Genomic DNA, 17,256 nt, shown 5'->3' with positions numbered 1-17,256 from the left:
AGATGAAATCCAAGAGATGGCGTTGAATGGAAAAACTGACGGGTCACAGAATTATATTGTTGATGCTGATCATGGCTGCCATTGTGGCCATTGTGCTCGGCATTTCGATGCGGCAGCTGTTTGTGACCGCAGTCGAGCAGCAGCGGCTGCGTTTGGTTGAAACGGTAAAAAGCCAGTCGGAGCTGATGCAGTCCATTGCCCGTTTTGATTTGCAGTATAACAGTAACTATCAGCCGGGCGGTCCGAGAGAGGCAACACTTGGACAGATTCTGGCGGCATTTCAACATCTGCCCAGAATCAGCAAAACATTTGAGCTTGTGCTGGCTCGCAAAGATGGCGATAAAATCACCTTTCTGGCAACCCGTACCTCCCGTGGATTGATGCCGGATTTTACGATTCCGGTCGCATCGCGGTTTGCCGAGGCCATGCAGCGGGCGCTGGCCGGTGGTTCTGGCTCACTGATCGGGCTCGATTATCAGGGTAGAAGGGTGCTGGCAGCCTATGAATATGTGCCGGCCTTGCAGCTGGGAATTGTTGCCAAAATTGATTTGAGTGAGATTCAGCAGCCGTTTTTTGAGTCGATTGGCGAATCTGTCATCGTTGCCTTTGTCTTTATTATTCTGGGAGCATGGCTGTTTTATTACGTCGGTTTTCCTCTGGTGCGTAAGCTGATCGAGAGCAAAACAAGCTATCGCGAGCTCTCTGAAGCTTTGCAACAAGCCAATTTAAAGCTTGAGGAAAAAGTACTCGAGCGAACGATGGATCTTGAGCTTGGTCAGAAAAGAATGCAGGAAACCCTGACCTGGAACGAGGCGCTGATGGATGCTGCGGCTGATTGCATCGTCACGGTCAATGAGCACGGGGTCATCGAGTCATTTAATCAGTCCGGTGAGGCGATGTTCGGTTATCGCTCTGCTGATGTTGTCGGTCAGAGAATCAATATGCTGATGCCACCTGCGGTTGCGGCGGATCACGACGGCTATATGCGCCATTATATGGAGAGGGGAGTGAGCCGCCTGCTGGGCCATAGCCGGGAAATGTCTGCCATGCGCAAGAACGGTGATATTTTTCCTGTCGAGCTGAATGTCCGGGAGGTGCGGGTCGGTCAGAGTCGTCGTTATATCGGCATTATCCGTGATATTACCGTTCTTAAACAGTCCAAGCAGGCGCTGGTGGATGCCGAAGCCCATTCGCGGTTGCTGCTGGAGTCGGTGGTTGAAGGCATCTATGGGCTTGATTGCGATGGGCGGACGACATTTGTGAACTCTGCTGCAGCAAGAATGCTTGGCTATGAACCGGCTGAACTGATTGGTCTCTCCATGCATGAAATGGTTCACCACAGCTATGCAGACGGGAGCGCCTACCAGTGGCAGGCATGCCCGATGTATACACTGATCACTGATGGCCGCACGCACCATGTGCGCGATGAAGTGTTATGGCGCAAGGATGGCAGCTGTTTCCCGGTGCAATACTCAGGGACGCCGATGTATAAGGACGGGCAGGTTGTCGGTGCGGTGATTACATTCAGGGATATCTCCAGTGAGAAGGCGGCGAAAGACGCCCTGGATAAGGAGTATCGTTTCAGTCAGCGACTGGTGAAAACGATTCCGTCGATTCTGATCAGTACAGATGCAGAGCGTCGTGTGACCTTGTGGAATCAGGCCGCCGAAAGCGTGTTTGCTATTCCGGCAGAACATGCGATTGGCCGGCATGTGATGGCATGCGGCGTGAAATGCGACTGGAGGGCGATTGCAAAAGCGGTGGCCCGCTGTCGGAAAAAAGGCAATGCCCGCCTGGATAATTTCAAATTCAGCCGCATGGATGGCAGTGAGGGTTTTCTGGGGTTGAGCTTCAGTCCCATCATCGAAAACGGCCATATTAGCGGATACATGTTGTTGGGCTCGGATATCACCGACCGTATCATGCTGCAGAATCGCCTGCAGCTGTCGCAAAAAATGGAAGCCATCGGTGAGCTGGCAGCCGGCATCGCCCATGAGATTAATACCCCTCTGCAGTATGTAGGCGATAATGTCCGTTTTCTCAGGGACTCATTTGCCGACATGGTGGGTGTATGTAAACAGTATGGACAATTAAAGCATGAGTGTGCGCTGCAGGGGTGTGCTCAGGAGGTGATAGCTGCGCTTGAGCAGTGTGAAGAGGAAGCCGACATCACATTCCTTATGGACGAAATTCCCGCTGCTCTGGATCAAAGTCTCGATGGGATTGAAAAGGCTGCCAATATTGTCCGGGCAATGAAGGAGTTTTCGCATCCGGGGCAGAAGGATACGGCATTGTCCGATATTAACCGCATGCTTGAAAACACGCTGACCGTGGCCAGAAACGAGTGGAAGTATGTGGCAGAGGTCCATACGGATTTCGACGAAAATCTTCCCCTGCTGATGTGTTTGCCCGAATTGAATCAGGTGTTTCTTAACCTGATTGTTAATGCCGCCCATGCGATTGCGGCAAAAATCGGACCTCAGCACGCTGAGAAAGGGGATATTACGGTCAGAACATCCTGTGATGAGCGGGTGGTACGTATTGAGATTTCAGATACAGGTACAGGCGTGCCCGAACATTTGAAACACAAAATATTCGAGCCGTTTTTTACCACCAAGGAGGTAGGCAAGGGAACCGGACAGGGGTTGGCGATTGTACATAATATCGTCGTGGACAAGCATAAAGGGGCGGTGGATCTGACGAGTGTTGAGGGCAGAGGCACGACATTTATTGTCTCTCTGCCGATTAATGAGGAGATGCCGATTGGGTAAAATACATATTCTTTTTGTTGATGACCACCCGGAGGTTCTCAATGGTCTGAAGCGCATGTGTCGGAGTATGCGTGGGCAGTGGGAACCTTCATTTGCCAATGGCGGAGAGCAGGCGATCAGTATGATGCAGGCGGACCGGTTTGATGTGCTGGTGACGGATATGCGCATGCCGGGCGTGGGAGGGCTGGAGGTGCTCAGAAGTGCACTGTCGTTGCAGCCTGAGATGGTTCGTATCGTGCTTTCCGGTCAATACGACACGGATGATTTTATTCGCTCCGGCTGGCCTGCGCACAGGTTTCTGGCCAAGCCATGTGATGCCGATACGCTCAAGGGGGCGATCAATCAGGTGCTGGTGATGAGAAGCCTGCTTGATAATCAGCAGCTCAAGGGGCTGATTGCCGGTGCCGAACGATTGCCGAGTCTTCCCGGTATCTATTTTGACATTGAGCAGGAGCTGAATCGCGAGCATGCCTCCATGCAGCGGGTCGGCGAGATTATTTCCCGCGATGTGGGTATTACGGCGAAGGTGTTGCAGATGGCCAACTCTCCTATCTTCGGTTGCCGGCGCTGGATTGACAATCCTGAACAGGCGGTAGTCATGCTTGGCGCTGATGTGATCAAGGCATTGACCCTGTATATCCAGGCCTGTTCTGCGATGCCTGTGCCCGAGGGGATCTCCTTGCAGCGCATCTTTGCTCATAGTTTGATCGTTGCCCGTCTGGCGCGCGAGATTGCAGCAGAGCAGGGGCAGCCTAAAAGCGTCTGCTCGGAGGCTTTTCTTGCCGGTATGTTGCAGAATATAGGCAGCCTTGTCCTCCTGAGCTCATTCCCAGACACCTATCTGGAGATTGTCGCCCGGGCAGAGCAGCAGGGGCGGCCGGTTTGGGAGCTGGAGCGCGAGATACTTGGCGGCAACCATGCCGAGATCGGCGGCTATCTGATCAGTTTGTGGGGCTTGTCGATGCCGGTTGTTGCCGCAGTGGCTTATCATATTCACCCCTCCCAGTGTCCGTATGTCGAGAAGCCATTTGCCCTGACGGCTGTACATGTCGCCAATGCGATTGAAAAGGAGCCGGGTATCAACGGGGCGGTCATTAATAATGAGTTTGATTTTGAGTATCTGGAACAAAACGGGCTGCTGACGTCACTGGCCTCGTGGCAGCAGTTGCACCAGAAGATTATCTCAGCGAATGAGGAACGGTTATGCAGGTGAAAAACAGGGTGCTCTGTATTGATGATGATGAAAATATTCTGCAGGGGTATAAGCGGACACTCCGTAAAGGTTATGATCTTCATCTGGCTGTCGGGCCGGAAGAGGGACTGAAGGCTGTTCAGGAGCATGGTCCGTTCGCTGCTGTGGTATCTGATTATGCAATGCCTGTGATGAACGGGGTTGAGGTGCTCAGAAGGATCAAGCAGATATCACCTGCAACCGTACGCATTATGCTCACCGGTTATGCGAATATGGAAAATGCGATTGCGGCGATTAACGAAGGGAGCATTTTTCGTTTTCTGACCAAACCGTGCTCTACCGAAAGTCTGTCCAGAACCCTGGATGATGCACTGGAGCACTACCGGCTGGTGATGGCAGAAAAGGAGCTGCTGGAGCAGACCCTGTTCGGCAGTATCCGTGTCATGAGCCAGATCCTGAGTCTGGTCAATCCGGCAGCATTCAGCAGTACCTCCCGGCTGAAGTTTTATATGAAACACCTGGCGGTTGAACTCGGCCTTGAGGGGCACTGGCGCTTTGAGCTGGCTGCCATGTTGTGTCAGCTTGGCTGTGTCACGATTCCGCAGGAAACGCTGGCCAAGGTGGTGGCCGGTCAGCAGTTAGGGGCGGTTGAACAGGAGGTTTTTTTCAAGCACCCTGCTGTAGGCTCTGATTTGATTATGAATATTCCTCGCTTGCAGGCGATCGCCCGGATGATTGCAGGGCAGAATGAGGATTGGGACAGTGCCTCAAGGGCATTGCCGGAGGATATCGCTGTGCTGGGAGCGCAGATGTTACATGTGGCGCTGGACTTTGATCTGATGAGCCAGTCTCACCCGATTGGTACCTCTATCCGGTTGATGCGGGAAAAGGGGCAGGCCTATCATCCTGCGGTGCTGGATGCGATGTCGAAAATTGAGCACCTTGAACGGCGGATGGTGATTCAGTCGCTTGGCGTTTCGGATGTCCGTATCTCTATGGTGTCGGATGAAGAGGTGAGGACACGATCGGGGCTGTTGTTGATGGCTGTCGGGCAGGAAGTGACCAAGCCGATTCTTGAACGCCTGATCAGTTTCTCGCGCACCGTTGGAGTCATTGAGCCGATTCGTATGCGTGTGGTGCAGTAGTGATGTTTGTGGCCGATGGTGTCACAGTGATACAGATTGACTGGCAGGAGGGGGACCGGAGATGGCAGCTAAGGATGTGAACTATCGGGAGCAGGCACTTAAAATGTTTCCGTGGGTTTGTGCACGCTGCGCGCGCGAGTTTTCAGGCAAGCAGCTGCGTATGTTGACGGTACATCATAAGGATCATAATCATGATCATAATCCGGCGGATGGCAGCAACTGGGAACTGTTATGTGTGTACTGCCATGACAATGAGCATCAGCGCTATCTGGAGGCGGATGCCCGGCAGGATGTGTCGCGGGACGAGCATGTGCTGGCCACCAGTCATCCGTTTGCCGGTCTGGCAGCGCTGCTGAAAGAGCGCGAGTAACCCGCTTCCGGTGCTCGTCCTGCCTGAGATGGCCATCATTTTTTCTCTTCTGCATGGCTGAAACAGAAGGGGGGCGACCGGATGCGGCACATCGCCTCTTTCTCGATCTCTTTCAGCGGCTATAGTTCTGCCGCGCACGATTACGGAGGCTTGCATGTTTCACGGCACGATGACCGCTCTGGTCACACCATTTTCCAACGGCAAAATAGATGAGGAAGCGTTTCGTGCCCATCTCGAACGGCAGATTGAGGCCGGGGTTGATGGTGTAGTCCCTGCCGGTACGACGGGTGAAGCGGCAACCTTATCATTTGATGAGCACAAGCAGGCGATCGCGATTGCTGTGGATCAGGTCGCCGGGCGCGTGCCGGTGATTGCAGGAACAGGCAGCAACAACACAGCCGAATCGATCGAGCTGACCCGGGCTGCCAAGGAGCTCGGCGCCGATGCCGCTCTGCTGATCTCGCCATATTATAACAAGCCAACGCAGGACGGGATTTATTACCACTACAAGGCCGTTGCTGACGCGGTGCATTTGCCGCAGCTGATTTATAATGTGCCGGGTCGGACCAACTCGAACCTGTTGCCGGAAACGGTCGGGCGCCTTTCACATGTGGCCAATATTGTCGGTATCAAGGATGCCACAGCCGATATGGAGCAGCTGGCTCATACCATGGCTGCCTGCGATGGCCGTATTGAATTCTATTCCGGTGATGATGCGACTGTGCTGCCATTTATGGCCCTGGGTGGCCATGGCGTGATTTCAGTGGTCTCGAATATTGCTCCGAAAACCATGAAGGTGTTGACCGATGCAATGCGTGCCGGTCACCTGCATGAGGCGAGAGATGCACAGTTCTGCATGCGTGAGCTGAATGAGGTGATGTTCATGCAGTCCAACCCGATTCCGGTCAAGGCTGCATGCTGTCTGCTGGGCTGGATGAAAGGTGAGATGCGTTTGCCACTGATGCCGCTGCACGGAGCGCCATTGCAGCTGCTGCGCGATGTGATGGCTGGCTTCAGAGGTGCAGAGAAGCTGGAGCCACTTGATAGCTGATAAGCTGCTCTCCTCCCTGCGTCTGATGTTCAGCTTCAGACGCTGGGTTCACTCGTTTGCCTATTTAGCCGCGACGCTTGTCGCTATCGCCGTCTTTATTCTGGTGCTGATGCTGGCCGAATCGCTGGTCTATATGCTCACCGGTGAGCCTGTTTCAGCCTGGTCGATGGCGATTGCCGCGATTGCTGCCGCATTCGGTTATGCGCCTCTGGTTCAGGGCATGCAGCGCGTACTCGATCAGATGTTTTTCCGCCATCAGCTGGATATGCTCGCTGCAATCCGGCAGCTGGGAGCGGGTGATCTGGCCCAGTTGCCGGAGCAGGATGTGGAGCGGGCACTGCTGGAGCGCATCTGCAGGGTCAGTTATCGTCACTATGCGGCACTGGATGAACGGGGCGTGCCGGATGGGGGCTGGTTCTCCTTTCCTGCCAATGCACCGACAGCCGCCCGCGATGCCGCGCTTAAAGGCCATGATGCTGCCTATGAGTTATGCCTGAAGATTCCAGCCGCTTCGGGGACTGCATGGCTTTGGCTCGGGCCCAGGCTCGATGGCTCGCTGATGGATCATGAAGAGCGTGAAAGTCTGGAGTCGCTGGCCCGATTTTCCGCGATGAGTCTGGAGCATGCGCGTCTGACCCATCAACAGGCGGAAGCCGCCCGTCTCGACTCCTTCTCCAGGGTGACTCGCCAGCTCCACTCGCATGATTTAAAGAACCGCTTGCATGACCTTTCATTTCTGGCCCACCACCTGGGCTCGGGCAAGCTTGAGGAAGAAGATATACAGCGCATGCTGGTGGCGATTCGCAAGGTGACCGGACGCATGCAGATGTTGATGCAGCGTATGGCTGACCCCAATGCGCCTGTGAATCCGACCATTATTCCACTGGATATCGTCAGCCTGCTTAAGTCCACCATCCGTGACCGCCTGTGGCCGGAGTCGATTCATGTGCACCAGTGCTTCGAGGTAGTGCCTGCTGTCGCCGGCGATGCCGACCTGTTGCAGGGCGTATTTGAAAATCTTTACGATAATGCGGTGCAGTCGATGCAGGGGCAGGGTGATATCACGGTGCGGGTATTGCCGGTGCGTGATCCACAAGGGACGCCGATGGTGCAGGTCGAAGTGACGGATCAGGGGAGTGGAATGACGGATGCTTTCATTCGCCACAAGCTCTTTCATCTTTTTGCAACCAGCAAAAGTAACGGGTTGGGGATTGGTCTTTATTTAAGTCGCAGAATTGTGCGGGCGCATGGTGGAACCATTGCGGCAAGCAGTGAGGGGGAGGGGAAAGGTTCCACCTTCAGTGTCTGTTTGCCATTATGGCAAGATCGCTCCGCACAGGAGGAGGCGCTATGAAACACACCATACTGGTTGTCGATGATAATGATATTAATCGCCTGAATCTCAGGCTATTGCTTAAGGACAACTATCGGGTGCTGGAGGCCGGTGATCTTGAGGCCGCTGATGAGGCGCTATCTGCCAATCGAGTGGATCTGGTAGTGCTGGACCTGGCCCTGCCGCCGGAGCCGGATAATCCCGAAATCGGGATGGGCTATTTGCAGCGTCTGCGCAGCGAGAGTCCGGATACACCTGTGGTGGTGATTACCGGCCATGATGAGCGATCATATGCGATCCGGGCCCAGGAGCTGGGGGCGCAGGACTTTTTCGGCAAGCCGTTTGATCCCGATGAGGTCAAAAGTACCATTGACCGTAGTCTGGAGGCCCATTTCCAGGCCGTGCGCGAGCAGGAGATGCAGCGCGCGCTGGCCACCCAGGTGAATAGCGAAATCCTCGGTGGTTCCGACTCCATGCGGGCGCTGAGAGCCTTGATTGAGCAGGTTGCCGCGACCCCTTCTACCGTTCTGGTTCGCGGTGAGACGGGGGCAGGGAAGGAGCTGGTGGCGCGCAAGTTGCATGAAGTCAGTCCGCGGGCAGGACGCCCGTTTATTGCCATTAACTGTGCGGCGATGAGTGAGCAGCTGCTGGAGTCCGAGCTGTTCGGGTATGAGAAGGGAGCATTTGGCGGTAGCGGTAGCAGCCGGCGCAAGCTTGGCTGGTTTGAGCGCGCAGCCGGTGGCACGCTGTTTCTTGATGAGGTGGCCGGCTTGCCGCTGACGGTGCAGGCCAAGTTGCTCAGGGTACTCGAATATGGCGAGTTTTCCCGACTGGGTGGCGAGGCGATTCTTCGCTCGGATGTCAGGCTGGTGTGTTCCACCCATGAAGATCTTGAGAGCCGTGTGGCTGCCGGCACCTTCCGGGATGATCTTTACTATCGTATTCATGTGGTGGTGATGGATATCCCTGCCTTGCGCGATCATATCGAGGATCTGCCCGAGCTGGCGGATGCGATTCTGCTGCGCAAGGCAGCGATGTGCGGCAAGCGCATGCGCCCGCTTTCGGAGGAGGTGCTGGAGCAGCTGGCGCGCTATAGCTGGCCGGGAAATGTGCGGGAGCTTGAAAACGTCATTGAGCGTTCGGTGGTGTTGGCGACCGGCAGTGAAGTGGAATCTATCCCGTCGTTGTCCGGCCCCTTGCCGGTCAGCGGCGATGTCGATCCTTTGAAGCTCTGGTTTCAACGGCTGCCTGATACCGGTATTCGTGCCGAGAAGGCGATTGCCGAGTTTGAGCGACAGTTGGTGGAGGAGGCTCTGGAGCGCAATCAACATATCAAGGCGCGTGCCGGCCGCTGGCTTGGCTTTGGCGACAGGGCCAAGGACAAGATGCGCTATCTCTGCGATAAATATGGCATTGATCTGATGGATAACCCGTGAGAAAGCTCCTTGTTCCGTTACTGGTGGCGCTGCTCGCGATGCCCCTGCAGCTGCAGGCAGCTGATAAAAACTATCTCTATTATCGGGATGCCAATGTGCCGCAGTTTCAGAAGTCACGCGAGTTTTTTGATATGCCGAACAGAGCCGGTATTTATGAGGTGACGCTGGTATCGGAAAGTGTCGGGCCACTGACCTTCCGGATTGCCCGTGTGCAGGATGAAAAAGAGACCACTCTGGCTCAGGCGCGCAGTTACAAGGTGGGTAATCACGACTTTCATGCCCGTTTTGATAACCTTGATGGTACGGATGATCTGATCGTTGAAATTGCCAACTCCAACCCCGTATCGGCCGCTCAGGTTGCTGTGATTGTAGTGGAGCTGCCGCGATAAAAGGCTGGTCGCATGGGAGCAGCGGTCTGCAGGCAGAGTATCGGGTTGCCCGTACAAGTCTTCGTCATCGCCTGTTTCTGACCGGCTCCGCCGCCGGTTCCCTGATTGCATTGATTTGTGCATGGCTTGACTGGCGCAATGGCCTGATTGCTTCGCTGCCCCAGGATATTCTTCTCGGTATTGTCCTTGTGCCACTGTTTGTCTGGGCCTGGCGGACGCCTTACTCACTGATGCCGGCACGCATCAGTATGCTTTTTCTTTGCCTGTCGTTTATTCCGTCGATTCCTCAGGAGTTTATGGAAATGCCGGTGTTTTTGATCTGGATGCCGGTTGTTTCACTGTTGTCATTCTATTTTTTCGGTTTTCGTGAAGGCATGATCTGGGCGATTGCCTTTCTGGCGCTGGTTGTCGGTGAATGCGTGTGGATACAGCTGCACGGTGAGCCGTCACCCTATAGCGGGATGTTGATTGTGGCCGTGATCATCTATCTGTTTTTGTCGATGGTTGCAGCGGCATTTCAATACATGATGGAGACCTATGAGAGGCGCATGCTGCAGGACTTCGAGGCGCGACAGGCTGTGCATGCACGCATGGCGGAGATGCAGCGGCTTGAGATTTCCGGCGTGCTGGCGGCGGGCGTCGCGCATGATTTTAACAACCTGCTTGTCGGGGTGATGGGAAATGCCGAGCTCGCCCTGCTGGATGATGCCGAGCACAAGCCTGTCGCCCCGTTTCTTGAGGATATTCTCCTTTCCTCCAGGCGCGGGGCTGAGCTTGTGCGGCAGCTGCTGGCTTTTTCCGGGCAGGGGGGCTGGCGCAAGCAGCAGGTCGATCTTAACGGGCTGATCGGGGAGGTCAGGAGTCTGGTTGGAGCTTCTGTCTGCCGTCGTGCAGATGTTAAATTCACTCTGGCAGCCGGGCTGCCGGCTGTTGAAGTGGATCCGACCCAGTTGCAGCAGGTGGTGATCAACCTGCTGGTCAATGGTGCCGATGCCATCCCCTCCGGGCGCAGTGGCAGGATTGAGGTGCAAACATCGCATGCTGACTACCCATGGTCATTTTTTGCGCATTTCCCGATTCAGCATATCGAGGCAGGCGGGCATTTTGTCGTGGTTGAGGTGCGGGATAACGGTACGGGTATTCCGGACGGGCTGATGAACAGGATATTCGAACCGTTTTTCAGTTCCAAGGAGCATGGCTCCGGATTGGGGTTGGCGGCGGTTGCCGGTGTGATGCGTACCGCCGGCGGAGCTGTGGAGGTGATCAGCCAGCAGGGTGAAGGGACCTGTTTTCGACTCTATTTTCCTGCCCTGATGCAGGCTACCCGGATTGAAACAGGCATTGGCGGGGGCGACACCGGTTCCATGCGGGGGCTCATTCTGCTTGTCGATGATGAGCCTGTGGTGCGCCAGGTTGCCAGGCGAATGCTTGAGAGGGCCGGGCTTTCTGTGCTGGAGGCGGTGGATGGTCAGCAGGCGCTGCAGATGCTGGCGCAACAGGAGCAGAGGATTTCGCTGGTATTGCTCGATTTTTCCATGCCGGGCATGAACGGTTATCAGGTATTTCGTTTGATCCGGCGAGATTATCCGGCGCTGCCGGTTGTGGTCAGCAGTGGTTATGGTGAAATTGATGAGATTATGCAATTGCGCCAACAGGGGGCGCTTTTCGCGCAAAAACCTTATGGTGCCAGCGATTTGCTGGCGGTTGTTGCTACGGGTTTGAAAACAGGCTGAATATACGGCCCTGGTCGCTCTGACCGCGACCATTGCAGACCCCTTGGAATTGACAACGTTGATCCCCACACAGTCACAGGATGCGCGAGGGTTTATCTTCGATGCGTATCCGGACGGCAATGGCCGTGAAGGACTTTTTTCATTCAGGGGTGCAGCAATGGATATGAATCGCTTGACGCAAAAGGCAAATGAGGCGCTGATGGCCAGTCAGTCGCTTGCTGTTCGTTTGTCACATCAGGAAGTGGATGGCGAACATCTGCTGGTTGAGCTTCTGGCTCAGCAGGATGGCCTGGCTCCCCGCCTGATTGAGCAGAGTGGTGCATCCCTGGCGGTATTGCAGGCGCAACTGCAGCAGGCATTGGCAAAGCGTCCGCGTGTCCGCAGCAGTGGCGGTATTGAGCAGGATAAAGTTTATATTACCCAGCGCCTGCAGCAGCTGCTGGTGAAGGCCGGTGATGAGGCCAGCCGCCTGAAAGATGAATATATTTCGGTGGAGCATCTGCTGCTGGCGTTTATTGAAGAGGGGACGACGACCGATGCCGGGCGAATTTGCCGGGAGCAGGGGGTTACGCGTGAGCGTTTTCTTAAGGCTCTCGATGCGGTGCGCGGCCATCAGCGGGTCACCAGCGATAACCCTGAAGGTCAATATGATGCCCTGAAAAAATATGGCAGCGATCTGGTTGAGATGGCGCGCCTGGGCAAGCTGGATCCGGTGATCGGTCGTGACAGCGAGATCCGCTCGGTGATCCGCATTCTTTCGCGTAAAACAAAAAATAACCCGGTGCTGATCGGTGAGCCGGGTGTGGGTAAAACAGCGATTGCCGAGGGGTTGGCGCAGCGCATTGTCTCCGGTGATGTGCCGGAAGGTTTGAAAAATCGAACCGTATTTGCCCTGGATATGATGGCTCTGATGGCCGGTGCCAAATATCGCGGTGAATTTGAGGAGCGGCTGAAGGCTGTGCTCAAGGAGATCAAGGAGGCTGAAGGGAAGATCATTCTCTTTATTGATGAGCTGCACACCATTGTCGGAGCCGGAAAAACCGAAGGCTCGGCCGATGCCGGTAATATGCTCAAGCCGATGCTGGCGCGAGGTGAACTGCACTGTATCGGTGCGACGACGCTGGATGAGTATCGCCGCTATATCGAAAAGGATGCAGCACTTGAGCGCCGCTTTCAGCCGGTGACCGTTGATGCACCGGATGTTGAGGATACGATTTCCATTCTTAGAGGCTTGCGTGAGCGCTTCGAGCTTCATCACGGCGTAAGAATTGCCGATGCGGCGCTGGTGGCTGCAGCGACCCTGTCGGATCGATATATCTCTGATCGTTTCCTTCCGGATAAGGCGATTGATCTGGTCGATGAGGCCTGTGCCTCGATTCGAACCGAAATGGATTCGATGCCGGCAGAGCTTGATGAATCGACACGCAAGGTGATGCGGCTGGAGATTGAGGAGACGGCGCTGAAGAAAGAGAAAGATGCGGCCAGTCTCGAGCGTTTGAAGGGCTTGCGGCGTGAACTCGCCGATCAGAAAGAGCGGCGGGATGCCATGCGTGCCCAGTGGGATAAGGAGAAGGGGGCACTGGGTGAGGTCCAGTCCGTGCGCGAGCAGATTGAGAAGGTGCGGCTCGCAATAGAACAGGCTGAGCGTAACTATCAGCTGGAAAAGGTGGCTGAGCTGCGCTACGGACGCTTGCCTGAGCTTGAAAAGAAACTGGCTGAAAGCGAGGCCCATGCGGCAGAAAAGGTGCTGTTGCGTGAGGAGGTAGGTGATGAAGAGATTGCCGGTGTGGTCGCCCGCTGGACCGGTATTCCTGTCACCCGTCTGATGGAGGGGGAGCGGGAGAAGTTGTTGCGTCTTGATACCGTACTGCATGAGCGGGTGGTCGGGCAGGATGAGGCTGTGCAGGTAGTGGCAGATGCTGTGCTGCGCGCCCGTGCAGGTATTCAGGATCCGAAACGCCCGATTGGATCATTTCTGTTTATGGGGCCTACCGGCGTTGGTAAAACAGAGCTGGCCCGCACGCTGGCAAGGACACTGTTTGACAGCGAAGAGAACATGGTGCGCATCGATATGTCCGAGTATATGGAGAAGCATGCTGTCTCCCGTTTGCTGGGAGCGCCTCCCGGGTATGTGGGCTTTGAAGAGGGCGGGCAGCTGACCGAGGCGGTGCGTCGCAAACCCTACTGTGTGCTGCTGTTTGATGAGATAGAGAAGGCCCATGCGGATGTGTTTAATGTGCTGTTACAGGTGCTGGATGACGGTCGAATTACCGACAGTCACGGACGGACGGTGAGTTTTCTGAATACGATTGTGATCATGACCAGTAATATCGGTAGTGATTATCTGCTCTCGGGAATCGATGCGCATGGCAACATATCGGAGTATGCCCGCAATCAGGTGCGGACTGCACTGCATGCGCACTTCCGGCCGGAATTTCTCAACCGGCTTGATGATACGGTGCTCTTCAAGCCGCTGAGCGAGCAGGATGTGGTGGAGATCTCTTCACTGTTTCTTGTCGCCCTGAAAAAACGACTGGCCAGTCAGCAGGTCACGCTTGAGCTCAGTGATGAGGCTGCCCGCTGGCTTGCCCGCGAGGGCTATGACCCGGTGTTTGGTGCCCGTCCGCTGAAGCGATTTATTCAGCAGCAGGTGGAGACACCGCTGGCACGACTGCTGATCGCTGGTGAGGCTCATCCGGGCTCTGTGGTGCGGGTGAATGAGGTCGACGGGCACCTTGCCTTTAACTGTGAGTCATAATGGTTGAAGCTTGAGCACCCGCCAGCGGCAGTGACAGCTGGCGGGTGCTTATCTCCGGATCTGTTACCGGGGCTCTTTATGAAAATCGAGTGTGCGATCAGGCTCGCCCGGGATGATCAGTTGCAGAGACTGGCCATCCCTGGCCAGCACCACATGAATGGGGCCGTGCCAGCGATCATTCACGCCAAATCCGATTTTGTCATCCTTGATGGTTTCAAGCACTGAAAGCAGGCGGACGGGCGGTTGCTCATCCGGCATATTCAGTTTTACCGTTTCGTCGGCATAAAATTGAACCCGCGCTGTGCCGTTATTCTGCTGCCATGCTCCCTCGAGCTGTGAGATGGTGTCCAGTGGTACAGGGTTGTCTGCGCCCATGCAGGCAGTAAGGGAAAAGGTCAGTGCGGCGACCACGCACAGTCGTTTGAAGGAGGTCATGGCCCGGATCACGATGCCTGCCTCTTTACGCGCAGCTCATGGCCCGAGATGGTCATCTTTTCTGCATTAACCGCTTTATAGATGGTGATGGTCTCGGAAATACTTCCCTTCTCAAACTGCAGGATAAAACCGTAGAGGTAAAAATCGCCGCCGAACCGGGGGTCATGCTGCTCGAATGTCGGTTTGACATTGACGAGCTTTCCCATCGGCTTTGTCAGCGATATCAACTGTTGTTGCCATTTCTCTGTCGGGTGGGTGTTGGTAAACTGTTCGTCATACAGTGGTGTCAGTCGATCCCAGTCGCCATCCTGAAAACTCTGATGCACAGCCGTCACCAGTGTATTGGCTTCAGCGCCCTGGTCGGCTTGCGTGAGGCAGCCGGAGAGAAAGGGGAGCAGGCAGGCAAATAGCAGGGTCAGTAATCGTTTCATCAGGCCTCCGTGGCGGTGAGAATGGAGTGGTTATGCGTAAAAAGCCGATGCTAGGAGTGTGAGCCGGCTTGGCAAGCAGGGCTGTACCGCTTGCAATGTCAGTAGCATGGGGAATAATGCCGCTCCATGTCACAAAACTCACAACCACTCAAACCAGGCGAAAAGATTCTGTTTACAGTCGCAGGCGCATTTGTCGTGTTTGCGGTCATCGCATTCATCATTATGCAGTTCATGATCGCCAAGTCCGACAAGCCTCTTTTCGAAACAAGAACGCATGCGGACCTCACTGCCGAAGGGCAGAAGGGTTCGGAGCTGTTCCGGGTCAAGGGCTGTACGACCTGCCATCGAGCACTGCGCAACGGTACCAATATGGGGCAGACCGCTGATCTGGACGGTATCGGTTCCCGTCGCACAGCCGAGTGGATGTACGCATTCCTGACCGAGCCGGAAAAGAATTATGGCAGTGAAACGATGGATCATCGTGCCGGTCAGCGTTCGGCCGCCTATGTGGCGTTGATGCCGAAAGAAGAGTTGCATGCCATCGCCGTATTCCTTTCCGAGCTGAAATCTGATCAGGGTTCAGCTTCCGCTCCTGTGCCACCAAAGGGTGACTCTCCGTTTATCGACAGTATGGTGAAGACATGGGCTCCACAGAGCTGGAAAGAGAAATATCCTGATGTGCGCGATGCAGGTAACAAACCACAGGGTGAAGGAGACAAGGCGCAATGAGACAGCCATGGGAAGAAGAAGAGTATATTAAATATACGCTCTGGTTCATATTTGCCTGTGTGATTTACAGTATCATCGGATTTTCGTGGGGCGCACTGATGGGCGGTATTCATGATTTCCGCCACTTTGTCGATCACCGCATGTTCGGCAAGCTCATTGTGCGTGCGCATACCCATATTAACCTGCTTGGCTGGGTGGAGATGGCGATTTTTGCGGCTGTTTATTACGTTGTTCCCCGTCTCGTCAAACGTCCTATCTACAGTCTGAAGCTGGTCAAGGTTCATTTCTGGACGCATAACTTTGGTCTGCTTGGCATGGTGGTGTTCTTCAGTACCGCTGGTGTGATTGGTGGTATTGCAAGTCAGACCATGACGCCGGCAGATGTCGAGATTCTGGTGCGGCCATGGCTTGCAGTGATGGGGATTTTCGGTTCGATCGTTCTGTTGGCGAACTGTATCTGGGCATATAACATCTTTAAGACCTGTGCCGGCTGGAGAAAGAACTGGTGAAGCGCTTTCTGCTTCTTTTGCTGCTGGCTGCGGGTTTGCAATCCTGTGACCTGGATGTTGGCGGTGGTGGCGCGTTTCTTGAGGGCAAGATGGCTCCTGCTGTAAAGACAAAGACGCTGGCCGATGTCGGTGGCGATATGTCCAAAATCACCAGTTACCGTTATCCCGATCCGCGTATGTATCAAATCTCTTTTGATGATGCGCTCAAGGAGCATAAGCCGATTGTGATGGAGTTTGCTACGCCGGGTCACTGCACCCAGTGTGACAAGCAGTTGCAGCTGATGAAAGAGATGATGAACAAATATGAGCATCAGGTTCTTTTTCTGCATATGGATCAGTATTACAACCCGGAAGCCTATGATGCGTTCCAGGTTCGTGGCGAGCCGTGGACCTTTGTGATTGATGCGGAGGGTCGGGTGAAAGTGGTTTATCCCGGGCGCATGTTGTACCAGGAGATTGACCCTGTACTGGCTGATTTAACCGGAGGAGCGAAGTAAGATGGCCCGACGCTGGGATGAAGTGCAGTGCGATTTGCATCCGGACCGTGCCGGAGTGTGGTGGGATCTGTTGCTGTATGTGCCGACAGTAGGTTTTCTGTTGTTGTGGGGGCTGAAGTTCTGGTACGGCGGCGGTGATGATGCGTGGATGGGCTATGGCCTGATGTTTCTGGGGTTCTTCTTTCTGATGGTGGGTGGCGGCCGTGTGTTGCGTCGCCTGCTGTTGCACCCGAAGGCTCCTGTTTCCATGGATATTGATCGCGAGCGCATTCGTTTGGTGATGAAAAATGGTGACGCCATGGCGCTGGTCAAGGATATCCGTTTTTTCACCGATCATGCAGGCAAATCATTCGGGCTGACCGGCATGGATAACAAGGGTGCAAAGTGCCAGTATGTATTTCATCGCCAGCAGTTTAATGACGATGACTATAAGGCGATCGAGAAGGCGCTGGAGCGTTATAAATAGTCACTGATTTC

At 54.8% G+C, this 17,256-nt stretch carries 16 protein-coding genes; 14 read left to right on the top strand and 2 right to left on the bottom strand.

Annotated features, from left to right (window positions below; all coding sequences use genetic code 11):
* Positions 1-26: 26 nt before the first annotated feature.
* The 10 genes from FEF65_RS09945 (at position 27) to clpB (ending at position 14,178) form a co-directional block, all read left to right on the top strand.
* A complete protein-coding gene (locus FEF65_RS09945; protein WP_138239662.1) occupies positions 27-2,771 on the top strand; it encodes a PAS domain-containing sensor histidine kinase in 2,745 nt (914 codons plus the stop codon).
* Positions 2,764-3,984, top strand: a complete 1,221-nt coding sequence (locus tag FEF65_RS09940) for a response regulator (RefSeq protein ID WP_161595226.1) — start codon at positions 2,764-2,766, stop codon at positions 3,982-3,984. The genes FEF65_RS09945 and FEF65_RS09940 overlap by 8 nt, the downstream gene beginning before the upstream one ends.
* Positions 3,975-5,108, top strand: a complete 1,134-nt coding sequence (locus FEF65_RS09935; protein ID WP_138239660.1) for an HD domain-containing phosphohydrolase — start codon at positions 3,975-3,977, stop codon at positions 5,106-5,108. The genes FEF65_RS09940 and FEF65_RS09935 overlap by 10 nt, the downstream gene beginning before the upstream one ends.
* 61 nt (positions 5,109-5,169) lie before the next feature.
* Entirely contained in the window at positions 5,170-5,478 is a 309-nt protein-coding gene (locus FEF65_RS09930) for a YajD family HNH nuclease (protein ID WP_138239659.1), read from the top strand.
* A 154-nt stretch (positions 5,479-5,632) separates the two neighbouring features.
* Positions 5,633-6,529 (top strand): 4-hydroxy-tetrahydrodipicolinate synthase, encoded by an 897-nt coding sequence (dapA, locus tag FEF65_RS09925; RefSeq protein ID WP_138239658.1) that lies wholly within the window; start codon positions 5,633-5,635, stop codon positions 6,527-6,529.
* Positions 6,519-7,883, top strand: a complete 1,365-nt coding sequence (locus FEF65_RS09920) for a sensor histidine kinase (RefSeq protein ID WP_238701335.1) — start codon at positions 6,519-6,521, stop codon at positions 7,881-7,883. The genes dapA and FEF65_RS09920 overlap by 11 nt, the downstream gene beginning before the upstream one ends.
* Positions 7,880-9,298, top strand: coding sequence for a sigma-54-dependent transcriptional regulator (locus tag FEF65_RS09915; protein ID WP_138239657.1), 1,419 nt, complete (start codon positions 7,880-7,882; stop codon positions 9,296-9,298). The genes FEF65_RS09920 and FEF65_RS09915 overlap by 4 nt, the downstream gene beginning before the upstream one ends.
* Positions 9,295-9,687, top strand: a complete 393-nt coding sequence (locus tag FEF65_RS09910; protein WP_138239656.1) for a hypothetical protein — start codon at positions 9,295-9,297, stop codon at positions 9,685-9,687. Before FEF65_RS09915 ends, FEF65_RS09910 begins: the two co-directional genes overlap by 4 nt.
* A gap of 110 nt (positions 9,688-9,797) precedes the next feature.
* Complete coding sequence (locus FEF65_RS09905; RefSeq protein WP_138239655.1) at positions 9,798-11,420, top strand: hybrid sensor histidine kinase/response regulator; 1,623 nt, start codon at positions 9,798-9,800, stop codon at positions 11,418-11,420.
* A 157-nt stretch (positions 11,421-11,577) separates the two neighbouring features.
* Entirely contained in the window at positions 11,578-14,178 is a 2,601-nt protein-coding gene (gene clpB, locus FEF65_RS09900) for an ATP-dependent chaperone ClpB (protein ID WP_138239654.1), read from the top strand.
* Positions 14,179-14,241: 63 nt separating this feature from the next.
* Here the strand turns inward: clpB and FEF65_RS09895 are convergent, their stop codons facing one another.
* Complete coding sequence (locus tag FEF65_RS09895) at positions 14,242-14,625, bottom strand: hypothetical protein (protein ID WP_238701334.1); 384 nt, start codon at positions 14,623-14,625, stop codon at positions 14,242-14,244.
* Positions 14,622-15,044 carry a hypothetical protein gene (locus tag FEF65_RS09890; protein WP_138239652.1) on the bottom strand — a complete coding sequence of 141 codons (423 nt, stop codon included), beginning with the start codon at positions 15,042-15,044 and terminating at the stop codon, positions 14,622-14,624. The genes FEF65_RS09895 and FEF65_RS09890 overlap by 4 nt, the downstream gene beginning before the upstream one ends.
* 126 nt (positions 15,045-15,170) lie before the next feature.
* Between FEF65_RS09890 and FEF65_RS09885 the strand changes: the two genes are divergently transcribed.
* Genes FEF65_RS09885 through FEF65_RS09870 form a run of 4 tightly spaced genes read left to right on the top strand, consistent with a single transcriptional unit; the run spans position 15,171 to position 17,245 of the window.
* Complete coding sequence (locus FEF65_RS09885; RefSeq protein ID WP_138239651.1) at positions 15,171-15,773, top strand: c-type cytochrome; 603 nt, start codon at positions 15,171-15,173, stop codon at positions 15,771-15,773.
* Positions 15,770-16,282 carry a cbb3-type cytochrome c oxidase subunit I gene (locus FEF65_RS09880; RefSeq protein WP_138239650.1) on the top strand — a complete coding sequence of 171 codons (513 nt, stop codon included), beginning with the start codon at positions 15,770-15,772 and terminating at the stop codon, positions 16,280-16,282. The genes FEF65_RS09885 and FEF65_RS09880 overlap by 4 nt, the downstream gene beginning before the upstream one ends.
* Complete coding sequence (locus tag FEF65_RS09875; RefSeq protein WP_238701333.1) at positions 16,279-16,779, top strand: TlpA family protein disulfide reductase; 501 nt, start codon at positions 16,279-16,281, stop codon at positions 16,777-16,779. The genes FEF65_RS09880 and FEF65_RS09875 overlap by 4 nt, the downstream gene beginning before the upstream one ends.
* Before the next feature lies 1 nt (position 16,780).
* Complete coding sequence (locus FEF65_RS09870) at positions 16,781-17,245, top strand: hypothetical protein (RefSeq protein ID WP_138239649.1); 465 nt, start codon at positions 16,781-16,783, stop codon at positions 17,243-17,245.
* Positions 17,246-17,256: the final 11 nt, after the last annotated feature.

Source organism: Mariprofundus erugo (genome assembly GCF_005818865.1).
Lineage (GTDB): Bacteria > Pseudomonadota > Zetaproteobacteria > Mariprofundales > Mariprofundaceae > Mariprofundus > Mariprofundus erugo.
Note: the sequence above shows the minus strand (reverse complement) of the source record. Positions and strands in the feature narration are given on the sequence as shown.